The sequence below is a fragment of the Streptacidiphilus alkalitolerans genome (assembly GCF_042511045.1).
Taxonomy (GTDB): Bacteria; Actinomycetota; Actinomycetes; order Streptomycetales; family Streptomycetaceae; genus Streptacidiphilus; species Streptacidiphilus alkalitolerans.
In genome coordinates this window covers 460,962-484,109 of record NZ_JBHEZX010000002.1, presented here as the reverse complement: position 1 = coordinate 484,109, position 23,148 = coordinate 460,962, and the positions used below count along the sequence as shown (strand labels likewise).

At 71.7% G+C, this 23,148-nt stretch carries 11 protein-coding genes; 8 read left to right on the top strand and 3 right to left on the bottom strand.

The genetic code is table 11. From position 1 onward, the window contains the following. The first annotated feature begins 1 nt into the window (after position 1). From ACEZDG_RS05870 to ACEZDG_RS05845, 6 genes are all read left to right on the top strand, one after another. Positions 2 to 376 carry a WXG100 family type VII secretion target gene (locus ACEZDG_RS05870; RefSeq protein WP_380503313.1) on the top strand — a complete coding sequence of 125 codons (375 nt, stop codon included), beginning with the start codon at positions 2 to 4 and terminating at the stop codon, positions 374 to 376. Further along, positions 373 to 10,476 carry a WXG100-like domain-containing protein gene (locus tag ACEZDG_RS05865; protein ID WP_380503310.1) on the top strand — a complete coding sequence of 3,368 codons (10,104 nt, stop codon included), beginning with the start codon at positions 373 to 375 and terminating at the stop codon, positions 10,474 to 10,476. Before ACEZDG_RS05870 ends, ACEZDG_RS05865 begins: the two co-directional genes overlap by 4 nt. A gap of 91 nt (positions 10,477 to 10,567) precedes the next feature. Beyond that, positions 10,568 to 12,691 (top strand): ATP-binding cassette domain-containing protein, encoded by a 2,124-nt coding sequence (locus ACEZDG_RS05860; RefSeq protein WP_380503307.1) that lies wholly within the window; start codon positions 10,568 to 10,570, stop codon positions 12,689 to 12,691. Positions 12,692 to 12,701: 10 nt separating this feature from the next. Continuing rightward, positions 12,702 to 13,403 carry a TnsA-like heteromeric transposase endonuclease subunit gene (locus ACEZDG_RS05855; RefSeq protein ID WP_380503304.1) on the top strand — a complete coding sequence of 234 codons (702 nt, stop codon included), beginning with the start codon at positions 12,702 to 12,704 and terminating at the stop codon, positions 13,401 to 13,403. Further along, positions 13,400 to 15,574: an integrase gene (locus ACEZDG_RS05850; protein ID WP_380503301.1), complete on the top strand. Its 2,175-nt coding sequence runs from the start codon at positions 13,400 to 13,402 to the stop codon at positions 15,572 to 15,574. Before ACEZDG_RS05855 ends, ACEZDG_RS05850 begins: the two co-directional genes overlap by 4 nt. Beyond that, positions 15,571 to 19,338, top strand: coding sequence for a TniQ family protein (locus ACEZDG_RS05845; RefSeq protein WP_380503299.1), 3,768 nt, complete (start codon positions 15,571 to 15,573; stop codon positions 19,336 to 19,338). The genes ACEZDG_RS05850 and ACEZDG_RS05845 overlap by 4 nt, the downstream gene beginning before the upstream one ends. A gap of 182 nt (positions 19,339 to 19,520) precedes the next feature. On the opposite strand, the gene ACEZDG_RS05840 is transcribed toward ACEZDG_RS05845, so the two are convergent. Together ACEZDG_RS05840 and ACEZDG_RS05835 are read right to left on the bottom strand one after the other, a co-directional pair. Next, on the bottom strand, positions 19,521 to 20,342 hold the full coding sequence (locus ACEZDG_RS05840; protein ID WP_380503296.1) for a class I SAM-dependent methyltransferase: 822 nt from the start codon (positions 20,340 to 20,342) through the stop codon (positions 19,521 to 19,523). A 112-nt stretch (positions 20,343 to 20,454) separates the two neighbouring features. Continuing rightward, the gene (locus tag ACEZDG_RS05835) at positions 20,455 to 20,961 is read right to left on the bottom strand and encodes a MarR family winged helix-turn-helix transcriptional regulator (RefSeq protein ID WP_380503293.1); all 507 of its coding nucleotides are present in this window, start codon (positions 20,959 to 20,961) and stop codon (positions 20,455 to 20,457) included. Positions 20,962 to 21,092: 131 nt separating this feature from the next. Between ACEZDG_RS05835 and ACEZDG_RS05830 the strand changes: the two genes are divergently transcribed. Next, entirely contained in the window at positions 21,093 to 21,500 is a 408-nt protein-coding gene (locus ACEZDG_RS05830; protein ID WP_380503290.1) for a hypothetical protein, read from the top strand. Between the two features lies 1 nt (position 21,501). Here the strand turns inward: ACEZDG_RS05830 and ACEZDG_RS05825 are convergent, their stop codons facing one another. Then, entirely contained in the window at positions 21,502 to 21,816 is a 315-nt protein-coding gene (locus ACEZDG_RS05825) for a DUF2610 domain-containing protein (RefSeq protein WP_380503287.1), read from the bottom strand. A gap of 141 nt (positions 21,817 to 21,957) precedes the next feature. On the opposite strand from ACEZDG_RS05825, the gene ACEZDG_RS05820 reads away from it, so the two are divergent. Next, the gene (locus ACEZDG_RS05820) at positions 21,958 to 23,145 is read left to right on the top strand and encodes a type IV secretory system conjugative DNA transfer family protein (RefSeq protein ID WP_380503284.1); all 1,188 of its coding nucleotides are present in this window, start codon (positions 21,958 to 21,960) and stop codon (positions 23,143 to 23,145) included. Positions 23,146 to 23,148: the final 3 nt, after the last annotated feature.

Here is a 23,148-nt window from a genome sequence, read left to right as displayed (position 1 = left end):
CATGGACAACGGACACTTCTCGGTCGACACCGACGGGCTGCACCGTCAACTGCCGTATGTACGGCAGCTCGCGGAGCACATCCGCTCGGTGGGCAGCAACCTGGAGGCCCGCCTCGGCGCGCTGGGCGAGCCCTGGGGCGACGACGCCAGCGGCAAGGAGTTCCTGGACCAGTACCAGAACCCGCACCACGAGCTGCTGGAGGGCATCAGCGGCGTGGGCCAGGTGCTCGACAGCACCGCGGACGGCATCCAGACGATGGCGCTGCGCTTCACCCAGCTGGAGGAGGAGAACACCGCCGCCGCCCGGCAGTTGCACACCCCCGACCAGCCGGACGTCCCGACCGGCGGATCGAGGACGGAGCACGGCCGCCTGTGAGCATCAACCTGCCTCCCGAGCTGGGCTGGGTGGCCCGTCTGGCCGTCGGCCAGGCGTGGCCCAAGGGCGACGAGGACAAGATGATCGCGCTGGGCGCGGCGTGGAACGACGCCGCCCAGCAGCTGGTGAACCTCAGCGCGACCATCGACCCCGCCACCAGCGGCGTGCTCAACAGCATCGGGGGGCAGGTGGCGGACCAGTTTCACGACTTTACCGCCCAGCTCCGGTCCAGCCTGCCCGACATGGCCGACGCGGCAGGCCAGATGGGCCAGCTCGGCCACAACACCGGTGTGCAGCTGGAGTACTCCAAGTACATGATTCTGGCTCAGTTGGTCTGGCTGGCCTATGAGTTGGTGCAGCTCGCGTTCTGGGCACCGGAGGCGGTGCCGGCCGCGATCACCGCGGCCCGGCTGATCGTGCAGATGATCCTGAAGCGGCTGCTGCAGTCCGTGGTCATGGGCGTCGGCTTCATGGTCGGCATGGACGTGGCCATCCAGACGATCCAGTTCCTCAAGGGCGACCGGACCAAGTGGGACACCTCGCTCACCCTCTCGGCGGTCGAGAGCGGTGCCATCTCCGGTGGCATCGGCGGCATCCTGCACGGCGTGGGCGGTGCGTTCGCGCCGAAGTTCACCGGCTCGCTCATCGGCAAGGGCACCATCGGCGCGGTCACCGGCGTGGTCAGCACGGCCACGATGGACGGCATCTTCGGCGGCGAGGGCGACTGGGGCGCGACGCTCAGCTCCGGCATCATCGGCGCGATGGGCGGGGGCGGCGGGCGCCGCCGGTTCGGCGGGGGCGAGGGGGAGCACGAGCACATCGACGGGGACATCAAGCTCCCGTCCATGCCCGATCTGCGCCTGGATCTGCCCTCCGACCTCGGCTCCGACCTTGGCACCGACCTGCCGGGGGAGGGCGGCGGCTTCGGCGAGAAGGGGCTGCCCGGCCTGGAGCACGAGGCCGGGGACGGCACGGGCGGCGCGCACGCCGTGACCGGGGTCGGTGGGGAAGAACAACAGGGGCGCGGCCGTCCGGCCGTGGTGGAGTCCGGCCTGCCCGGCACGGTGGAGCGGGGAACGGGCAGCGTTCGCACCCAGTCGGAGGGGGTGGGGCAGCGCGGCGCGGCGACGAACGAGGCGGGGCGCGGCAACAGCTCTGAGCAGACGTCAGAGCGGATGGGGCGAAGCCCTGTTGAGAGTCCGAGCAGGATTGTGCGGCCGGTGGCCGACACCGAGCAGGGCACCACGGATGGGGGCACCGGTGTTCGGCAGGAGGTCGGCGGTGCCAATCAGACGGCCAAAGCCAGTGCGCCGCGCGTCAACACCGAGACAGGTGCGGACGTCCGGGAGCCGGTCAACGGGGCACCGCTGCAGGCCACTTCGGGGCGTGGCGCCGTCACGGCCACGACTTCCGCCGACGCGGGCGCACAGCGTCAGGCCCCTGCACCCACGCGGACAGGCAGCGGAGGCGTCACCCAGCAGTCGGGGACGGCACAGGGGTCGCCCCAGGGCGTTTCACCCCGCGCGCCGCGACCCGTCACCAGCACGGCGGATGCCCCTGCGCATCCCGTCCCCACCATCACCACCACCGAGTCCGGGGGAACGGGGGCCGTGGCCAGCCACCCTGACGCCACGTCAGGTACTGGGCAGGCCGCAGCGGCAACTGCGCATGCGGGTCAGGGGGAGGGGCAGGTCCCGCTTCCGAACGATCCGCCGCGCGGTCCTGGGGAGGTGCCCTCGTCGCGGGTGGACCGGTCGCCGCGGTTCGTGGTGCGGTCGGGGTTCTCAGTACGCCGGTTCGAGGTGGGTGGGCAGCGCTTCGCGGACGTGTCGGTGCGGGTGGCGTTCCGTGACGCGGGTGGCTCGTTGGACGGGGACGCGACGTGGTCGCGGGTACAGCAGGGGGTCAAGGAGTTCTTCAACGATCCCGGACATGTGCTGCCCGGTGGCGAGCGGCTGCATGTGACGGTGGAGCGGGTGGGGGAGGGCGACAGGCCAGATCTGACGGTGGATCTGGTGGGGCGTGGCGGGGACATGGATCAGCACAGGTGGGCGGTGGGGGCCGAGCCTGCGGCGTACGCGCACGAGGTCGCGCACCAGTTGGGCCTGCGCGACGAGTACCGCGACGCGTCAGGTCCGCAGCGTCCGCATGTGGCGGGGAGCCTGTTGGGTGACTTCCGTCAGCCTGCGGTCTCGGGGCTGCCGCAGTCCGGGCTGCGCGGGCGCCACCTGGCCCTACTCGGTGCCCTGATCGGGGGCGACGACGCCGAGAGTTCAGTGCCCGGCCCGGCCCCGGTACACGCGGGTGAGGCATCCCCGCGGGCCCCCAAACCCGACGGCAGCAGCACCGACGACGAGTCAACGGACGTTCCCGAGGAGGGGGAGCCCAGCACCAGCCAGGTCGGCGGCACGGCGCAGCCGGTGGGCGCGGAGGACGATCCCGCGTGGCAGCAGGCCCGCGCCCAGGCCCCGGTGATCCAGCGCCAGCACACCTGGGTCGACCCCGTCTCCGACCCCACCCGCATTGCCCCTGCCCGGGAGCAGAGCGTGACCGCGGCAGCTTTGCCTGCGGTCCCTCCGCCGCACGCACCTGCCCCGGAGCAGGCCGCGCCCCCGGAGCGCAGTGCGGAATCGCCCGCTTCGGTCACCCGCGTGGACGATCCGTCGACTCCGGTGCGAGAGCCGTCCCCGGCGGTGCCGGAGGCGGAATCCACGGTGCTGCCGCCGCGTGGGTCTGCGCTGGAGCAGGTGGTTCCGCCGGAGCGCGGCGTCGAGCTCTCCGCCTCCGGCGCCCGTGTGGACGACGCCCCGTCAACGCCGGCCGTGGAGCCCCCGCCGGGCAGGCTCTCGGGCCCGCCGTCGCTGCATGAGCCGGAGCCCTTGCGGGTAGCACCGGAGGCCGAGTCCAGGGTCCCGCCGCCGCGTGGGCCTGCGCTGGAGCAGGTGGTGCCGCCGGAGCGGGGTGTGGTTGAGGCGGACAGGGGGGAACTGCTGCTGCCGCTTCGGGAGTCCTCGGACGAGGACGTGCCGTTGGTGCTGCCGCCCCGAGGCGTGCGTGGGGAGGGTCGGGGTTTGGGCGCGGTGCCCACCGTGCTGCCTTCCGAGCACACACCGGTGGTCCCGCCGCACCTGGGGCGCGGGTCTGACGAGGCGGCGCTTGATCAACCGCTGCCTCTTCCGCGTCGGACGGTGGTGACGCCGGTCGTCCGCGAGCCGGAGGCGCTCCGCTCCCGGCCTGACGAGGGCACGGACGTCCCGGTGGTCACCGATCACGCCACCACCCCGGTCCGGCAACCGCGTCTGGACGACCCCTCGGTCACACCCAGCCGCGAGGACGCTGCCGCCGCGCTGTCCGCTCCGCGGCCGTTGCGCGGCGAGCGTACGCACGTGCCGGGGGACTCGATGGAGCTGACGCCGCCGCCCCGGCCCGACCGTACCCGGCCGGACGGGGAGCGCTCAGGCAACGGCTTCGGCTCGCGCTTCCGTTGGACGCGTTCGGTTCGCACCGAGGAGACGGGGCAGTCCAGCCGCGCCGAGTCCAGCAGCGCGGCCACCCGCCGCCCCGCCGCCCCGCCCGACACCCGCACGCCCGACACCCGCACGCCCGACACCCGCACCCCCGCGCCCGTCCGGCGCACCCCCGCGCCCCACGTGCCCGACCCCGCCTGGGACGGGCACCGCCTCCACGACCCGGCGTTCGCCCCGGCGCGGCGGCCCGGGCCGGATGTCGAGCGTCAGCCGCCCCCGCGGATCGCGACCCACCAGCAGCTCGGCGCGTCCGACCTGCTGGTCAGCCTGCACGGCCGGGAGCGGGACATCGTGCGGCAGATCGAGCGGCACATCGGTGCTGCCTTCGGCGACGACGCGGCCGGGCGGACCATCGCGGAGGCGTTCTTCGGCGGGTCGGGGCTCAAGCCCCGGCTCTCGGCCCTCTCCCGGGGCGACGCCTGGGAGGCGCCGTTCAAGGCGGGGCCGTGGTCCGGCAAGCTCAAGGCGCGGGTCCGCGTGGACGAGACGCTCTACCTGTCCGAGGCGAAGAAGCTGGAGTTCGAGGGCGGCGCCGAGCAGCACATGACGGTGGGCCGCACCCGCGAGCGGCGCAACCGCTACCTCGCCAATCTCTCCGGCAAGTTCAAGTGGGGCAACGGTGATTTCACCCCCCAGGTCGGCTATATCTACGACCGGCTGAACACCAAGCTGCGCGGTGACGGGGCCCGTACCATCGCCCGTGGCAAGACCACCGAGGAGGCCGCCCTCTTCGGCGCCAACTTCCGGCTGGAGCTGGACTTCTCGGACGTCACCCGGCTCGGCGAGCTGCAGCACCTGCCGGGCGACCACCGGGTGCCGGTGGACATCGCGGCGACCGTGGCCGTGCCGCGCCTGGAGACCGGGGACCGGCACGGCGTGGCGCCGGTCCCGGACCGGCTCTTCGCCCCGCCGGACCGGGTGGTGCACACCCGGCGGCTCGGCGGCTCGGACATCGTGCTGGACGTGTCGGCCAGGCAGACCCACCCGACGTCCCATCAGGAGCTCAAGGGCGTCGACGCGGTGCTGCACCAGTTGGACACCGAGGGGGAGCGGGTCTTCGGGAACGACCTCTGGCGGAACACGGTGCGCCCGGAGCTGAAGTCGCAGATCGACCTGGGCGGGCTGCACCAGGACCTCAAGGGGATGATGGCGGGTGACCGGCTGCGGATCGAGGTGCCGGCCAACTTCCTCGGCTGGTCCAAGGCCGTGGTCGAGGTGGGCGCGCACGTCCGGAGCATGGAGCACCAGCGCAACACCGGCACCACCGAGTTCAACGTCGGGACCGGCGTGTCCCGTTCGCAGCGTCGGCAGGTGCACCGGGGTCATCTGGGGCAGCTCCCGGTGGTCGGCAACGTGATGAAGTACCTGCCGGGCATGTTCGGCTTCACCGGTTCCCAGCAGCGGGGCCGGGAGCGGGTGGAGATCGGCGGGTCGTCCCACGACGTCACGGTGACCACCAAGCTGAAGGCCCCCGGCGCGGTCTTCAGCGGGACCAGCGGACTCGACTTCCACTTCGTCCGGGTGGAGAACCTGCGCGAGGACCGGGTCGGCGGCGCCACCGCCGAGGTGAACTTCACTGCGCTGGTCGAGCAGAGCGAGGCGCACGAGGTGCAGCCGGCGCAGCCCGGCCAGCCCGATCCGACCCGCTTCACCGCCGCCGGGGCCGCGACCCCGCTGCCCCGGCTGACCCGGACCCCGGGGGACCCGGTGGCGCGGCCCCCCGACTCGGTTTGGGGCGGACCGGACGCACAGCACCCGCCCGCCCACCCCTACGGCCTGCGCGACACAGTGACCACCCGCGACCTGGCCGATGTGTCCGCCCTCCACGACCGGCTGGACACCATCGGCCGCCAGCACTTCCCCGAGGTGTGGGAGGACATCCGCGAGGAGGTCATCGACTCCTTCAGCCACGCCATGGTCTCCGCCCACCTGCCCTCGATGACCCGTGGACTGCCGCTGGAGACCGGGGTGTTGGGCGAGACGCTGCGGCGGCACGGGCTGCAGGTGTCGGCCACGGCGCGGGTGGTCGAGATGGAGTACAAGCGGCTGGACACCAAGGCCGAGCTGAACGCGGTCGCCGAGACCGGCACGGCCGAGGCGGACCGCACCATCTTCTCCCGCACCACGGCGGGTGGCGCGGTCGGCGGCGGCGAGGCGGTGCTGCACCAGGTCGTGGCCAAGGGCGGCGAGGGCCAGCAGGGTGAGTCCGGCGCGGGCGGCACCGAGGCGGCCCCGAAGATGGAGACCGCCGAGGCGCTGGACATCCAGGGCAGCTACGCCCAGCAGCGCCGTACCCGCATCGGCTGGCGGTCCGGGCAGGCCGGCAAGGTCTACGCCAACGGCAAGTACGGCCAGCCGCAGGCGCTGTTCAACTCCCGGGTGGAGATCGACCTCCGGTTCAGCCGGCAGGGCGACCCGGTGCGGGTCCACGCGGAGCCGCTGAACGCCGAGTTCAGCATGGACGCGCGGGACACCCAGGCCGCCCAGGCGGACGCCCGCGGCGAGGCCGTGTTCACCCGGCCCCGGCCTGCCGCGGCCGGGCCCGCGGCCCAGCCTCCGGCTCCGCCCGCCCCGTTCCTGCCCCGCGCCGCCCCGGCGACCCGGCACGACCCGCCGCCCCGGATCGCCGACCGGGGCGCGCTGGGCGCCTCCGACGTGCTGCACAGCCTCGGCCCGCAGGACACCCGGCTGCTCGACCAGGTCGAGCAGCAGCTGCGGACCCGTCTCGGCAGCCCGCTGCCGGACGAGCTGCACCAGCAACTGCGGGAGCAGCTCGACCCGTTCGCACTGAAGGGCCAGCTCTCCCGGCTCACCCGCGGCGGCCGGATCGTCATCAAGGTGGACGCCGGCGGCTGGTCCGGCAGCATCTCGGTGGGAGCCCGGATGGGCCGGATGACGCACACCGAGAACGTCGACAACTTCGAGTTCGAGCTCGGCAGCCAGCAACGCTCGACCATGGGCATCGTGCGCGACCAGCGGGTCCGGCACATCGTCGGCATCCCGCTCAAGTTCAAGCTGCCGCACACCACCGTCAACCTCTCCTACAACCGGCTCTACGACTTCTCGGACAGCATGACCACCGAGGGATCGGGATCAACGGTCAGTCGGGGAAAGACAGTTGAGAACGCCGGCCTCTTCACCGGGCCGGCCGACTTCAGTGTCGACGTCAATCTGAGCCGTCACCTGGAGCGCTTCAACCACCAGTTCCCGGTCAGCCTGCCCGACACCGTGGTGGCGGTGCCGCTGCGCGACGCCCCCGACCCCGCCGCAGTCGCACCGGCCCGTGTCCCCAGCACCGCCGTGCCGGACCGGATCCGGCAGAGCCACCGGCTCGGCTCCTCCGACATCGTCACCGATGTGCACATGCTGCAGCCCGCCGCCCACGCCCCGGCGCCCGCCGCCGCCCAAGTCGGCGCGGCGGCGCCGGTGCCGGTGGGACGCAACCGCGAGGTCGTCGAGCAGTCGGTGGACCGGCTGAACACCACCGGCCGGGCCACCCTCGGCGGCGACTGGGAGGGTATGCGCCGGAAGATCGTCGATCTGATCCAGAGCGACGGTCTGGTGCCCGCCCTCAAACCCGCGATGTCCGGCGGCGAGATCGTGCTGCGCCACGGCCGCAGCGAGGTCCGGATCAGCTCCGACGTCAGCAGGCTCGAAGTGACCGGAAAGACCGGCACGACCGAGTTCAACACCGGCACCGGCGCCCAGCGCACCTTCGCCGAGCACGACGACCACGGCGGCTCCGGCAGCCCGGGCAACGTGGTCAACGTCAATGTGCTGGGCACCTCCAACCCGTTCCCCGAGGGCACCTCCGTCCTGGCCGGCGGTGGTGCGGTGCACTCCTGGGGCCATGACGAGCACCTGGCGTCGATCGGCTCCGCGTCCACCGGCATGACGTCCAAGAGCAAGAACCCCGCGGTGAGCGCGCAGGGCGAGGCCCGGCTGGTCTTCACCATGACCCGCAAGCCGCTGATCCGGCTCGGGCACAGCGAACGGGTCGTGCCGGAGCCGGCCTCCGCCGCCTTCCGGCAGCGGGTCACCGACCCCGCAGACCCGCTTCGGGTCTACAACAAGCCTGCGGCCAACGGGAATCCGGCGGAGGTGCATGCGCCGGTGTTCAGCATCGAGGGCGGTCGCCCGCTGCCTCCGCGTGCGCTCGGCGGTGTGCCGCACATGTTCGCCCAGAGTGTCCGCAGCGTCGTCTACGGCGACAGCAGCCACACCGTCCGCACCCTCCGCCGCCTGGCCGCGCCCCGGCGCGCCCAGGCCGCCTTCGACGTCGGCTTCCACGCCACCCTGCTGGAGTCCGAGGCCCGACCGCTGCGGACCGGTGAGCCGCCCGCCTTTGTGGCCCGCCCCGACGCCGCCGGGACCGCGCAGCGCGCCGCTTTCGACCGGGCCGAGCGCGCCCGGCTGCAGGGGCTGGCCGGCGGCAGCAATCCGCCCGGCCCGCCGGTGACGGTACGGGTGCCCCCGGAACGGGTGTGGACCTACGGCCTGCGCGATGTGGATGTCACCCGCTGGATCGGCGACTCCTCCGGCATCGGCGACATCATCCGGATGCGTGGCCCGCGCTTCTTCGACAGCGGCACCTGGCGACGGCTGAGCGTGGTTGCCCGGCAGGGCCTCGGCCACAGCGGGCTGTCGGCCGGCTTCAATGCGTCCACGCGCGGCGACGACATCACCACGCCCACCGCGGGGCGGTTGCGGCTGCTCACCAATCGGGCCCAGATCCGGGCCTCGGTACGGGTGTTGAACCTCGAGTACCAGTCCACCGACCGCAACGTCGAGCTGAGCCCGGCAGGCGAGGTCTCCGGCACCACCCGTCACACCGGGCTGAGCTGGCACAACACCGGTGGCCAGCTGCAGATCGGGGCCGAGGGCAGCGCGGGCTCGGCCGAGGCCACCGGGCTGCTGACCGGCGGTTACCAGCACCGCAAGCGTGCGGGCGCGATGCTGGAGCAGGGCGGCCGGGTCATCGCCAGCGGCAAGTTCAACACGCCGATGGCCCGGTTCACCGGCTACGCGGAGGTCACCGTCACCTTTGTGGACGGCGGTCGCCAGGTGCAGGAGCGCGGCGTCGTCCCGGTCACCCTCGACATCCCGGAGAACGAGACCGGCACGGCCCAGCACGGCCCCGGCGACACCCTGCTCTTCTCCGACGACCGACGGGACGGCAGGGCACCGGCGACGGTGCCGGCCGGCCCGCTGTCCTCAGCGGGGCAGCGCGGCAGGGGACTTGAGAGCTTCCTCGCCGAGGAGGACCCGGACGACGGAAGCCTCTTCGGCAGCTACTTCAGCAACGGCAGGGGCGGATCGGACGAGCAGCCCCGGCGATTCGGGCAGTTCCTGCGCCCTTCCGACGCGGCGTCCACCTCGGCTGCCGCGTCTTCCACGCCCCGCGTGGTCCGCCCGGAGCCGCCGAGGACGACGCCCACGACGGTGACGAGGGCAGTCGAGGGGCAGCGGCAGGGTCCTCCGGTGCGGGGCCCGGGCCCGGGCCCGGGCGTGAGCGGCAGCCAAGACGGTACGGCCCCGGCCCTGACCCCGCGATCGGCCCAGCAGCTGACCCCCCGTCAGGCCGAGAAGGCGCCGGTGCGCCCCGCTGCGCCGCCGCTGCGCGCCAACGGGCTGGAGTCCCAGGGCGCGCCCCGCCCGACCGTGATCCCGCCGACGGGCCCGCGTCCTGCCGAGACCGTGGGCAGTACCTCCACCACAGACCTGCCACCCGCCCCGGTCCGGGACGGCACGACTGACGGGACCACGTCCCGGCCCGTGCCCCGGCCCGTGCCCCGGCCCGTGCCCCGGCCCGTGCCCCGGCCCGTGCCCCGGCCCGTGCCCCGGCCCGTGCCCCGGCCCGTGCCCCGGCCCGTGCCCCGGCTCGTGCCTCGGTCCGCCCCCGCCCCGGTGGGCCTGCGGGGGCCCGAGCGGGCGCAGATCCTGGCGCTGGGGCTGGATGCGACCGAGGAGCCCTCGATCCGGTCGCTGGGGTCGGTGCTGGGCGCCTTCGAGCCGCCGCGCCTCCCAGCCACGCCGACGCCGACGCCGGTGCTGCGGTCGGTGAGCTCCGACACGCCGTCGACCAACCAGCGGCCAGCTCCTGTTGAGTCCTCCGCGACACCGCCCGAGCCCAGCGTCCCCGCGGTCCGGCCGGAAGAGCCTGCGCTCAGCTTCGACGTCTCCTCCTCAAGCGGCAGCCGCCAGGTCGCGAGCGGTCAGGGCGAAACGGTTCAGGGCGCGGCAGCGCGGATCGCCTCGCTCGGCCTGGAGCGGCACAGCACCGGCGGCCCGCTGCCCAGGGTCACTGTCTCCAGCCGCGCCGTCGTGCTGGAGGGCGGACTTCCGCACTTCGGACGCTCCCTGGTGCAGGGCGACCGCCAGGGCCGCACCCTCGCCACAGCGGTCCGCAGCGCGCTGGCTCAGGAATTGACTATCCGTCAACAGGACGCGACCACAACCCCGTTGACCCCGGACGCCATCCCCGTCGAAGTTGTCCTGAACGAGGACCTCGACGGCGCGGAGGGCGGATTCATCCACGTCCACCTCCCCCCGCCCCCGGACCCCGCCCCCTGAACCGACGGCTTCGCCCGGACTTTGCACCCCTTGGGGGTCGCAGCCCTGTCAGGATCGTTCGTACCACTCCCGGACAGGGCTAGGAGTCACCGTGCCGTACCCGTTCAAGGGCGTCCGCCTCCCGCGAGGCGGACCAGCGCCGGCGGAGACGACGACGGAGAGCGAGGAACTCCTGTTCGGTGGCCCCCTGCTGTACGACTACGGCTTCAGCCGGCATGAGTTGGCCGCTGCCGGCCTGTCGTTCCCGGCGATGGCCCGGCGTATTCCGACGATGCTGGTGCTGGCGGCGACACTGGCGTGGCGGGCGGATCGCCGGGCCCTACTGGCCGTGAGTGTCGCCGAGTTGGGGATGGGTCTGGCACGGGCGTTCGGGCTGGTGGCGACCAACCGCGTGCTGCTCCAGCTGTTCGCCGGTGGTCCCACCCCCGAGCGGATCCGGGCCGCCCTGCCGGCCCTGCTGCTGGTGGGGCTTCTCGGCGGCTCCTCGGTCCTGCTCTCGGCGGTGTCGACCGCGGCCACCGGTCGGCTGGAGCCGAAGATCGAGGGCGCCGCCACCGTCGAGTTTCTGAGCCGGGCGATCCGGGTCGAACTCTCGGCGATCCAGGACGAGGAGTTCCACCGGCTGCTGGACTCGGCGCAGTTCGGTGCCGCGGAGGCGCGCCGCACCGTCGGGGAGGCGGTCGCGGTGGCGAACGCGGTGATCGGCATGGTGGCGGCCGGCGGCGTGCTGACCGTCCTCGCGCCGGTGCTGCTGCCGCTGCTGGTGCTGATCGCGGTGCCCAGGGCGTGGGGCGCCGTCCGCACCGCCCGCAGCCGGTATGCGTCGGTGCAGGCGTGGTTGGGCCATATGCGTGCCTCACGGCTGATCACCAGCCTGCTCACCGACCAGCGGGCCGCGGCCGAGGTGCGGGTGCACGGGGTGGGGGCGTGGCTGCTGCGGCACTTCACCCAGATGTCCCGGGCCAACGAGGCCGAGCAGACCCGGTTGGCCCGGCGGCGGGCCGGCACCGACCTGGCGTCGGCGGCGCTGTCCGGTCTCGCGGCGCTGGCCACCTACGGCGTGCTGTACGTACTGCTGACCGACGGTCAGCTGCCGTTGGCCGTCGCGGGCACCGCGGTGCTGGGCATCCGCAGTGGAGTCGCCAGCATCACCGCGATGGTCAGCCAGCTCAACGGCCTGTACGAGTCGGCACTGTATGTCGGCGACCTGCACCAACTGTGCCGCGTCGGGGACCGGTTGGCCATCCCGTCCGGAGGGGCGGCGCTGCCCGAGCGGGTCGGGGCCCTGGAGCTGAAGGACCTGACCTTCAGCTACCCCGGCCGGGCCGAGCCCGCGGTGGACCGGGTCAGCCTGACCATCGAGCCGGGGACGGTGATCGCCCTGGTCGGGGCCAACGGCTCCGGCAAGACCACCCTGGCCAAGCTGATCTGCGGGCTGCTCCGGGCCGACAGTGGATCGCTGACCTGGGACGGCGTGGAGATCGGCGCAGCGGACCGCGACGCCTGGTTCGGCCGGATCGGGCTGCTCGCCCAGGACTTCCAAAGGTGGCCGTTCACCGCCCGCGCCAATGTGGTCGTCGGACGGCCCGAGGCGCGGGTGGACGAGGACGGCATCCGGCGTGCTGCCGACTTCGCCGACGCCGGCAGTGTGGTCACCGGGCTGTCCAACGGCTGGAGCACCATCCTTGCCAGCGGATACCGCAACTCCGAGGAGATCTCCGGCGGGCAGTGGCAGAAGGTCGGCGCCGCCCGGGTCGCCTACCGGGACCCGGTCCTGCTGATCGCGGACGAGCCCACCTCCGCGCTGGACGCCCGGGCGGAGGTGGACGCGTTCCGCCGGATCCGGGGCCTGGCCGCCCAGGGGACCACGGTGGTGCTGATCACCCACCGGCTCGCGGCCAGTGCGAGCGCGGACGTGATCTTCGTGCTGAACCAGGGACGGCTGGTCGAGCAGGGCAGCCACGAGGAGCTGATGGCCGCCGGTGCCGCCTCGGGACCGGACGGCTACGCCGCGCTGTACCGGCTCCAGGCCGCGCAGTACGTCGCCGAGGCCCGCATTGTAGGGTCCGCGAATCCGAGCGCACTGTACGCCAAGAGTGAGCACTGTCCGAGCAAATCCGGGATTCCCTGCGCAAGGAATCCGGAGCGTAATTACGTTCATGATCATGACAGTCAAGCGCAGTCGGATTCCGGTTCGGAGCCGGGAGAAGCATGAGGAGCCTTCGGTGTCGATCCGGTACGAGGACGGCCTGGTTCGGCGGATCCCGTTTCGGGACGTGCGGTTGGCGGACTTCGCGGGGTCGATCCCTTGGCGGACGTTCCGGTCCGTCCACGGCCAGGAGCACTACTCGGGCAGTTACGCGTCGGCGACGACGGGCGGCCATGTCGTCTATGAGAGCCGTCTGGAGTTGGCGCGGCTGCTCCTGGCCGACTTCGATGGCGGCGTCTGCGGGATCTTCGCCCAGCCGTGTCTGGTGGTGGCCCGGGTCGGTGGCCGTGTCCGGCGCCACGTGCCGGACTTCCTGCTGGCGCAGGGGACAGGGACGGTGCAGGTCGTGAACGTGAAGCCTGCCGACCGGTTGGAGGATCCGAAGATCGTGGAGGCTCTCGCCTGGCCGGGCGAGTTGGTCGAGGGCCATGGCTGGCGGTACGAGATCTGGTCTGGGGCAGATCCGGTGCTCTTGGAGAACGTGCGATTCCTGGCTGCGTACCGACGCGCTGGTGTGGTGCCCGAGGTCGAGGTCGCGCGGGCCTGGTCGAGCGTGTGCGACGGGGACTCGCTGGGCGTCGCCGAGCGGCGGCTGGCCGGAGGGCTTCCTCGGTACGCGGCACGTCCGCCGCTGATGGCCCTGCTGTGGTCTGGGCGGCTGGCGACGGACCTGTCGCGACCGCTGGCCGGCGGCTCGGTGCTGCGGAGGACGGCATGAATGCCTGGACGACCACGTTGCGCCTCGGGCTCCCGCTGGTCTACGAGGGCGAGCAGTTCACGATTGCGGAGATCGAGGGGCGGCGGGTGGTACTGCAGCAGACGGCAGCAGATGGCCGCCCCAGGTGGCGGCAGGTCGACATCTCCGTGCTGCTGGCCCATCCCACGACTCGGTTTCTGGTCGAGGCTCCGGCGACGGAGGCTGCCGCGGCGACGGTCCTCGGTGATCTGGACGAAGCCGGGGACGACGCCTTGACGCTGCGCTTCCGGCACATGCAGGAGGTGCGGTTCGGTTACCAACTGGGCTCAGCGGAGCTGGCGTTGGATGGGGAGCCCAGGGCGGAGTACGCGCCCGCGGTGCCGTTGATGCGCCGCTACGCGGCGAAGGCGGCCGAACTGGGCGTCTCTCCGGCCACCGTGCGCCGGTGGGTGGCGGCGGTGAAGCGGTCGGGGCCCGCGGGGCTGGTCGGTCAGGGAGGCGGGGTGAGCGGGCTGGACCGGGCTGACCCGCGGTGGGTGGACGCGGCCCGGTCCGTGCTGGCCGGGCACGTGAAGTCGAGCCGGCCCGTCAGGAGCCTGGTCCTGCTGGAGATCGAGGAGCGTCTGGCCTGCGAGTTCGGGGCGGGGGTGGTCCGGCTTCCGGGACGCACCGCCGGCTACGAGTTGCTGCAGGAGCTGAGCGCGGGCACCAATGCCTTCGAGGGCAGCACGAAGGGCAAGCGGTCGATCGCGAACCGGCCGCAGGGTGCTTACGGACGGCTGCGGGCGACGCGGCCCGGGGAGTACATCGTGCTCGACACCAATCGGCTGGACGTCTTCGCCATGGAGCCGGTGACCTGCCGTTGGGTGCAGTGCGAGATTTCGGTCGCCATGGACCTCTACAGCAGGGTGATCACCGGGCTGCGGCTGACGCCGGTGTCCACGAAGTCGGTGGACATTGCGGGGGTGCTGTTCGAGACGGTGCGCCCGCGCGAGCCCTTGGACGGGGGCGAGCCGTTGCCCTACTGCGGGGTTCCCTCGGCGGTGCTGGTCGACCAGGAGAAGCTGGTGGACGCGCACGGCCGGCTACTGCTGCCGTCGGTCGCAGCTGAGACGATCATCTTCGACCACGGCAAGGTCTACCTGTCGAACCATATCCGCAGCGTGTGCGCCCGGCTGGACATCTCTCTCCAGCCAGCCCGCCCCTATACGCCGACCGACAAGCCGGTGGAGCGCTGGTTCAAGACCCTGAACCAGGGGCTGCTGGCGGCCCTGCCTGGCTACAAGGGAGCGGATGTCCACAGCCGGGGCGAGAAGGTCGAGCAGGAGGCGTTCTTCTTCATCGACGAGTTGGAGGCGATCATCCGTGAGTGGATCAGCCAGGTGTATCACCGGCGCCACCACAGGGGGCTGGTCGTCCCGGAGGTCCCGGGGCTGAAGCTGAGCCCGCTGGAGATGTTCGAGCACGGCGTGAACCGGGCAGGGCCGCTTCGGATCCCGTCTCGGCCGGATCTGGCCCTGGAGTTCTTGGAGGAGGTTCGCACCTCGATCCAGCACTACGGGGTTGAGGTCGGCGGACTCCGCTACAACGGTGCGGCCCTGAACGGCTACCGGAACCAGCCCAGCACGCGCCGCGGTGCCGACGCCGGCAAGTGGCCGATCGCGGTGGACCCGGGGGACATCAGGAAGGTCTACTTCCAGGACCCGAAAGACCACGCCTGGCATGCGCTGGTCTGGGAGCACACGGCCGTGCTGAACGGGCCGGCCAGCCGCGAGGCGATGGCCTACGCCCGCCGGCTGGCCGCGCGCTCGCACCGCTTCCCCGACCCCAAGCGCGCGCTGGTCGAGCTACTGGAGCGGTGGGGCGCGGGGTTGACGGGCGACCGCACCGAGCGACGCATGGCGCTTCGCCTGTCGCAGGACCGGCTGCAGCTCGCTGGAGAGGCCGAGGTGGCTGGGGATGCGCGGGCCGCGGTCGGCCTGCTTCCCACGGTCCAGCGGATCGCGGCCTTGAGCGCGCCTGGGACCTGCGACGACGGGGCGGACCGTGACACGTTCGCGCCCCCGGACGTCGACCTGGTCGGGGACGACGACGAAGAGGAGGAATGCCAGGCGGCGTTTCCGGGCGAGGACGGCGGCAGCGGCCCCGTCGACGAGGACAGCTTCTACGCCGGCGTCTGGGAGACCGAATGAGCACCGCGCGCAAGGACGACGACGTTTTCGAGGGTGATGACCGTCAATACTCGCTCACCCGGTTGCCGGGGTGGCTGGAGTCGGTCGACGGCCCGGCCCGGGCCCGGCCCGAACGCCTCTCCCGCGCCCAACTGGCCGACCTGGAACCGCACGCGCTGTTGCGCCACAACGACCGACGCAAGGTCTGGCACGCGAACATCGGTCCGATCCGCACCCCGCAACTGCTCGCCCTGCACGAGGATCTGGCCGAGATCCTCGAATCGAACCGGCAGGACGGCAACAAGGCCAAGCCGGCTGCCTTGGTGAACGCCTATCCCGGCCTGGGGAAGAGCACGGCGGTCTGCGACTACGGCAGGACCCTGCACCGCGAGCAGGTCGCCCTGCGCGGTGAGACCACGCCGGAGGGCAACCGGCGGGTCCCAGTGGTCTACATCGCGCTGAGCGGGAACACGCACATCCGCGGCCTGAACGCGGCGATCTGCCGGTTCTACGGCCTGCCGACGTCCGGGGACGCCGACACCCTGGCCGAACGGGCGGTGGACGCGGCGCTCAGCACGAGGACGGTCGCCTTCATCATCGACGACGTGCACTTCCTGGCCGGGCCGCGCGCCAACTCGGCCCGGATGGCGAACCAGCTGAAGTACCTGTCGAACGTCTTCCCGGTCACGCTGATTTACATCGGGGTCGGGGTCCGCGAGCGGGGCATCCTGCGCGAGGGGCTCTCGGACGAGGAGACGCTGTTCGCCCAGTTCGGACGCCGCACCACCCCGCTGACGCTGCCGCCCTTCGATATCGAGAGCGAGAGCGGACGCGAGGAATGGCGCACACTCCTGCTGACGATCGAACGCCAGTTGGTCCTGGCCGACGCCTATCCCGGCATGCTCGCCGACGATTTGTCGGACTACCTCTACGCCCGCTCCACCGGGCACTTCGCCTCACTCATGGCGTTGGTCAACCGCGGCAGCCTGCGCGCTATCCGCAAGGGAGTCGAGCGCCTGGACGAAGCACTCATGGACCGGGTGAGGAACGACGCCGCGGCCGAGGACGCCCGCCAGGGACTCCTCGCTGAGCTGGCCGCGGGGCCTGAGGACCTCACGCCCCGCGGCCCAGCGGAGGTCCGCGTGACAGCCTGGCAGGGGGGACACCTCCCGATCTTCGTCGAGCCGATCGCGGGCGAGGCCCTGGACAGCTGGCTGGAGGCATACGCGCGCAGGTTGAAGGTCACGGCGCCCGCGCTGCTGAGCTTCCTCGGGCTCCCGGGGTCGCGCCCCGAACTGATGACTCAGCGCCTGACGCCCAAGGAGCACGAAGCCTTGGGACGGGCCACCGGACTGAGCCCGCGGGCACTGACCGAGCTGACCTTGGAGCCCTACAGCGGACTGACTGTCTCATTCCATCCTTCGAAGGTCGGCATGGGCCGTCCTCCGATGTGGCGCTACTACGGCAGCAACAGCCGCTTCTGCCCTCAGTGCCTCGCGGAGACCTCCGGCCGGTGGCTGCTGGCCTGGCGGCAGCCCTGGTCGTTCGCCTGCCTGGACCACCAGTGCCTGCTGGCAGAGCGGTGTCCTTCGTGTCAGCAGCCCGTCCGAGCCCGGGGCACCCGGGTGGGAGGCCCCAGCATGCCCAGCCTCTGCACCCGCGGCCGCCAGCTCACGCAAGGCTCGCAAAGGCCACGGATCTCCTGCGGATTCCCCCTGAGCCAGGCGCCGGCTCCCCCCTTGCCGTCGCACGGCCTGGTCCTCCCGGCTCAGGAACACGTCAACGCCGTGCTCGCCAAGGCCGCTTCGGACCGCGATGCCGCTCGCGAGGAGCTTTTGGACCTCTACATCCTGGGCGGCAGGGTTCTGGCCGGGCTGTCCAGCAGCCTCCAGACAGCGCCGGCGTCTGCTCGCCGCGTCCTGGACGAAACCGGTGGTGGGCCGCCGGCCCAGTCCGATGCCCAGGGCGCCACAGACGTCCGGAGCATCGCCCTCGCGACCACGTTGGCACGTCAGGCCGTTCCGCACCCCGAAGCCGCCGACCCGGCTCTCCTCGCCTGGCTGACGCAAGCCCATCAGCGCTTCGTCGCGCGGGAGCAGGACCCGAACAGCGGCGGCGCACGTTCGTTCGCCTGGAGGAAGGCCAGCCCGCGCCTGGCCGGGCAGGCCATGGCGACCTGGGACCGTGAGCTCACGCTGGCAGCGCGGCTTCGCTATGGCACTGCCTCACCGGCGCCCTACTGGAGGCAGTTGACCGACGAGCAGACCCGCGCACGGCTCGCCTGCCTCCCCTCCAAGCTCTGGCCGGCGTGGGCCATGCGCCTGTTGCCCCCAGGATTGGCGAACATCCGGGTCGCCGAGAGCTTCCGCAGCGCGTCCGTGGCACTGATCGCGCTGCCCGGAACCCGACTGCCCTACCGGCGGGCCGTCAGACTCCTCGGGCAGCAGTTCGAAGCCGAGATTCGGCAGAGGGCGAGCCTGCCACGAGCCCTCCAGTTCTGCCCGCAGACCGTCCTCGCATCAACCCTGACCCAGCTGGCCTGGGCGCTTGACGAGCACGGCTCGCCCATCGACTACGCCCGCCGCCGAGACCTCTTCCGCTCGGAGACGACCACCCTCGACACTGCAGTCCTGACGCGACTCTGCGGGGACTTCGGCTGGCGCAACCAGTCGCGTCAGGAAGACTTCGCCCGCTGGTATGTCCTCGCACTGCTGCATGGCGCCGATCCGTCAGTCACCTCCGGGAAGATCAGCGATCACGGCCGACGCCGTCCGCACCTACCTGCCCCGTTGCTCGGCTTCCTCGAAGAGCAGGCCCAGGCCAACCTGGACATGTTCACTATCCACGAGCCGCTGTGCTGGGAACCGCCAGAATCCTGGGCGACCGCACCAGCCTGGCCGGGCATTGAAGCCGAAGACCTTGACCGTGAGGTTCACAGTCGCCGCGGACAGCAACTCGTCCTTCGAGACGGAGACCCCCTGTCGACGCTGTCCATCACCCACCGTCAGCTCTTCTGCGAGAGCCGCGGCATCACCGTCCACCGACCCCAGCGAAAGCGATCAAGAGCGCCTCGCACGCCCCGCCCCACTCTGCCCAAGCAACCGAGGGTGCCCGTCGAACCGCGAAGGAGGTCGAAGGGCATCCCCCGCACCGGGCACCTGAGCCCTGATCAACTGCGTTTGCATTACGCGGAGAACGGCATGACGAAGAAGGACATCGCCGAGCTGGCCGGATGCAGCGCCAGCACCGTGGCTCAGGCTCTGCGCGAAGCTGCGATCCCGACGCGACCGCGACGAGCGAACGGATCCATCGCCGCCGAAATTTCCCGCGACTGGCTGGAGGAACAGTACGTCCGCCTCGGCAGGAGCACTCTCGAGATCGCAGGGGAGACCGGGATCCACAAGTCGTCCATCATGAAACTTCTCCACCGCTACGGGATTCCCCGGCACCCGACTGGCTGGCGCTCCAACCCGTTCTCCCAACTCGACGTCCCGATGTCGCCACGGATGCAGACCGTCAGCCGATCGGCCAACAGCCTCCCCCGGCTCAGAAACCTCGCCAAGCTTCCCGGCCAGCCGAGTCTGAGCGCAGCAGCCAGGGCCATCGACATCCGCCGGTCGGTCCTTCGCTACCAGGTCGACGCCCTCGAACAGATCGTTGGCCTCCCCCTCATCACACGAACGCTGCCGCTGGCTGCAACCACAGAAGGCCGCGCCTTTCTCACCGAAACGGAGCAGCTCGTCAAACTGCTCGACAGTCACAGGGAGCGAACAACATGTCCGTGACACCAGCAGCAAGTGCGCACAGAACCCGAACATCAAAGTGCTCAATGGCAGCGGATTCTGGCGTCTCGCCAGATCGGAAAGCCGGGAGTGATCACCGATTCGCGGACCCTACACGCATCGGCGTCCAGCGCGACCCCGCCGAGGAGCCGGAGCCGGACGCGGAGCCGGAGACGGTGTGACCGTTAGACCCCGGGGACGGTGACGACATGCGCCTGGATGGTGCCGTCCACCGGGCCCGGGCCGAAGCGTTGGGTGATCGCCGCGGCGCACACCGCGGTCGCCTCGGCGAGATCCGCGCCGGGGCGCTGCTCGATCTCGGTGCGCAACGGTGTCCCCTGGCAGTACGCGACGGCGACCGCCCGCGCCGACGCGGCGCGGCTGTGTGCGGCGACCGTCTCGCAGCGCGGCGCGGTGGTGAAGCCCGCCCGCGCCAGGTCCTCCGCGATGGCGTCGAGGTCGGAGTATCCGTGCGGGGTGCGCGCCAGGAAGCGCGGCGGGTCGGCCGGATACAGGCCGGCCAGCGCGGTGGTGACGATGTCGGCGAACTCGTTCTGCTCGATCCGGTCCCATACGTTGAAGACCAGGGTTCCGCCGGGACGCAGCACGCGGCGCGCCTCGCCGAAGGCCCGGACCTTGTCCGGGAAGAACATCGCGCCGAACTGGCAGAACACCACATCGAAGCCGGCGTCGGCGAAGGGCAGCCGCAGGGCGTCGGCCTGCTGCCAGCGCACCGGCCGCGCGGCGCCGACCGCCCGGGCGTGATCGAGCATCGCCTGGTTCAGATCGGTCGCCACCAGTTCCACATGCTCGGGCAGCGCCCGTGCCGCCGCGCGTGTGACGACACCTGTGCCGGCGGCGATCTCCAGAGCCCTGGCCGGATCGAGCCGGACCAGGCGGGCGGCCAGGTTCTCGGCATAGGGCTCGAAGATCAGCGGCACCAGGTAGTCGTCGTAGAACTCGGGGATCGAGCCTGCGAACACCGCGTCGGTTCCTGACCCGTCCACCCGTCCCCGCTCCTGACCGCACGACGATTCAGCCGACCAGGGAAATATAGCGACGGGAGGCCCGATCAAGGCGCAGGCGCGAAGGCGAGTCGGGGGCGGATCGGGAGCGGTGTCAGTGAACGGCGGCGGTGCCCGGGTCGATGCCCTGGCGGTGCATGTGGGAGGTGACGATCTGGCTGGCCAGCCGGGAGAACTCCTGCTGGTCGGGGCCCGCCAGGGGGGCGACGGTGTCCTGGATCCGTTCGGCGAACCGTTCGGCGACCCGCTCGATGAGCTCGCGGCCGGCCTCGGTGATCGAGACCTGGGCCACCCGGCGGTCGATCGTGCTGACGCTGCGGGTGACCAGGTCGCGCCGCTGCGCGCGGGCGACCAGGCCGGTGATCGAGGACTTGTCCAGGCCGAGGTGGCGTCCGAGTTCGTTCATGGTCGGCTCGCGGTCCCGGAGGACTCCGAGCAGCCGGGTCTGGATCAGCGACAGGTCGTACTCCCCGGCGATCTCGGCCAGCGTGTTCTGCACCAGGAACGACAGCTGGGCGATGGCGTCCACCAGGCCGAGGTCCGTGCCTGCGGGCGGGGGCGGCGTCGTGTCACGGGAAGTCCTGGAAGTCCTGGAGGTCATCCTCCGCAGCGTACGCGAGAAGGTACGTTCCGCCAACTATATGAGTTCCCGTCCGGGCGGGCCGGTGAGGTCTACGCTGGTTCCTGCCTGCATTCGCTGACCTGGGGGAGAAGGCTGTGCCTGGAGAAGAGATGGCGACGCTCATCGCGTCCTCGGCGCCCTACGTGACCGCGGCGCTGACCGCCTACGGTGCGGCGGTCCTCGCCAGGGTCCAGGACGATGCGGCGGACGCCACGGCGAACCTGGGCCGCCGGCTGCTCCAGCGGGTCTTCGGACGGCGGCAGCCGGGCGAGGCGCTGCCCGCCGCCCTGGCCGGGGCGGTCCAGGCTCCCGGCGACCCGGGCACGCTCGACGCCCTGCGGCTGGCCATCGGCAGGGAACTGCAGGACGACGCGGCGATGCTGGCGGATGTCCGTGAACTCCTGGCCGCCAAGCGGCCCGTGGTGCACGCCCCGACGATCCACTCCGGCGGGAACACCTACTACGCGGGCCGGGACATGACGGTCGACCACACCCGGGGCCCGTCCGGGGAGCGGTAGTTCAGGCAGAGCCTGCGGGCGCGTCGCTGCCCGGGCCGTCCGGGCCCGCATCGGCCGGCGTTGAGGAGGAATCGCCCGACGCCGTGCCGAGCGCGTACACGCACAGCTGCTCGAAGTCGACGCCGTTCTCGAGGGAGATGTCGAACAGCTTCTGGAAGGAGTCCATCACCTCGCTCGGGACCGAACCGCCTCGTTCCCGGGACAGCCAGGCCGACTGGTGCTGAAGCGGATGGTGGCCGGCCGCCGGCGCTCCGATGTAGATGTTGAACGGAGCCTTCTCGCCGCTGAAGTCGCAGGGAATCGTGAACTTCTTCACCGGTCGATCTCCTGTCTCCGCGTCACATGTCTCTACGTCACATCCCGCTGCGGCCAAGGGAATTCACGGGCACAATAAAAGCGTAGTCGGCGGGGGCCGCTGCCGCCATCGTCTCGGTCCGACGCAAGGGGTGGAGTGCGTATGAGCGGCATGGACGGCCTGGATCCGACGGCGCTGCTGCTGGGCCGGGCGGACCGGTCCGGGTTCGTGGTCGCCGACCGGGACTCGCATGTCCTCACGATCGCGCCGAATCGGTCGGGACGGGTCCAGCACTGCCTGATACCCAATCTGCTGACCTATCCGGGGCGGATCGTGGCCGTCGACCTCGGCGGGCAGGCCTACGCCGCCACCGCGGAGGCCAGGCGCCGCATGGGACACACCGTGGTGCGGCTGGACCCCTTCGGGGTGACCGGACCGGAGACGGACGCGCTGGATCCCCTGGACCTGCTCGACGGCCTGGAGGAGCCGGCCCTGGCGACGGCGTGCCACGACCTCGCCGGTCTGCTGCCGCTGCGCCCGTCCTTCGGGGACGTGGTCGAGGCTGAGGCGTTCGGGCTGCTCAGCGGGCTGATCGGCTACCACTTCGCGGTGCCGGAGAAGCGGTCGTTCGACGAGATCCACTCCACGCTGAACACGGACGACGTCGTCTACAGCCTGGCCGTGGTGCTGGACACCGCGGGCGGCAGGATCCGGAAGACGTCCTACGAGGAGATCGCGTCCTTCCTGCGGCGGGAGGAGAAGGCCCGCGACCGCATTCTCGCCAGACTCACCTCCCAGTTCACCGCACTCGGCAATCCCGAAGTGCGCAGAACCCTGCGGCAGTCGACCGTGTCGCTCGCCGACCTGGCCGCGGGGCAGCCGGTGACCGTCTACCTCATCCTCCCGGTGGAACAGCTGGAGATCCACGCGGTGCTGCTCCGACTCTGGATCGGGACCCTGCTGCACCGGGTGTCGGGATCCCGCGGAGACGCCGTTCCACCGGCGCTCTTCCTCCTCGACCACACCGCGGAACTCGGCCCGTTCCCCCTGCTGGACTCGGTGCTGCGGACGGGCGCGGAGCGGAACGGCTACCGGATCTGGACCTTCTGGCACGACCTGCACCAGCTCCGCGCCACCTATCCGGGCAGCTGGCCCGCGATCGTCTCGGGCAGCGGGGCGGTCCAGGTCTTCGGGACCTCGGACGCCGCCGCCGCGTCCGAGGTCGAGGACCTGCTCGGACTACCCGCGAACGAGGTCTGGTCGCTGGGGCCGGAGGAGCAGCTCGTCCGCCTCGACGCGGTGCGGCGGGTGGGGAAGCTCGATCCCGAGGACGGCCTCCTCGCCGGGTAGGGG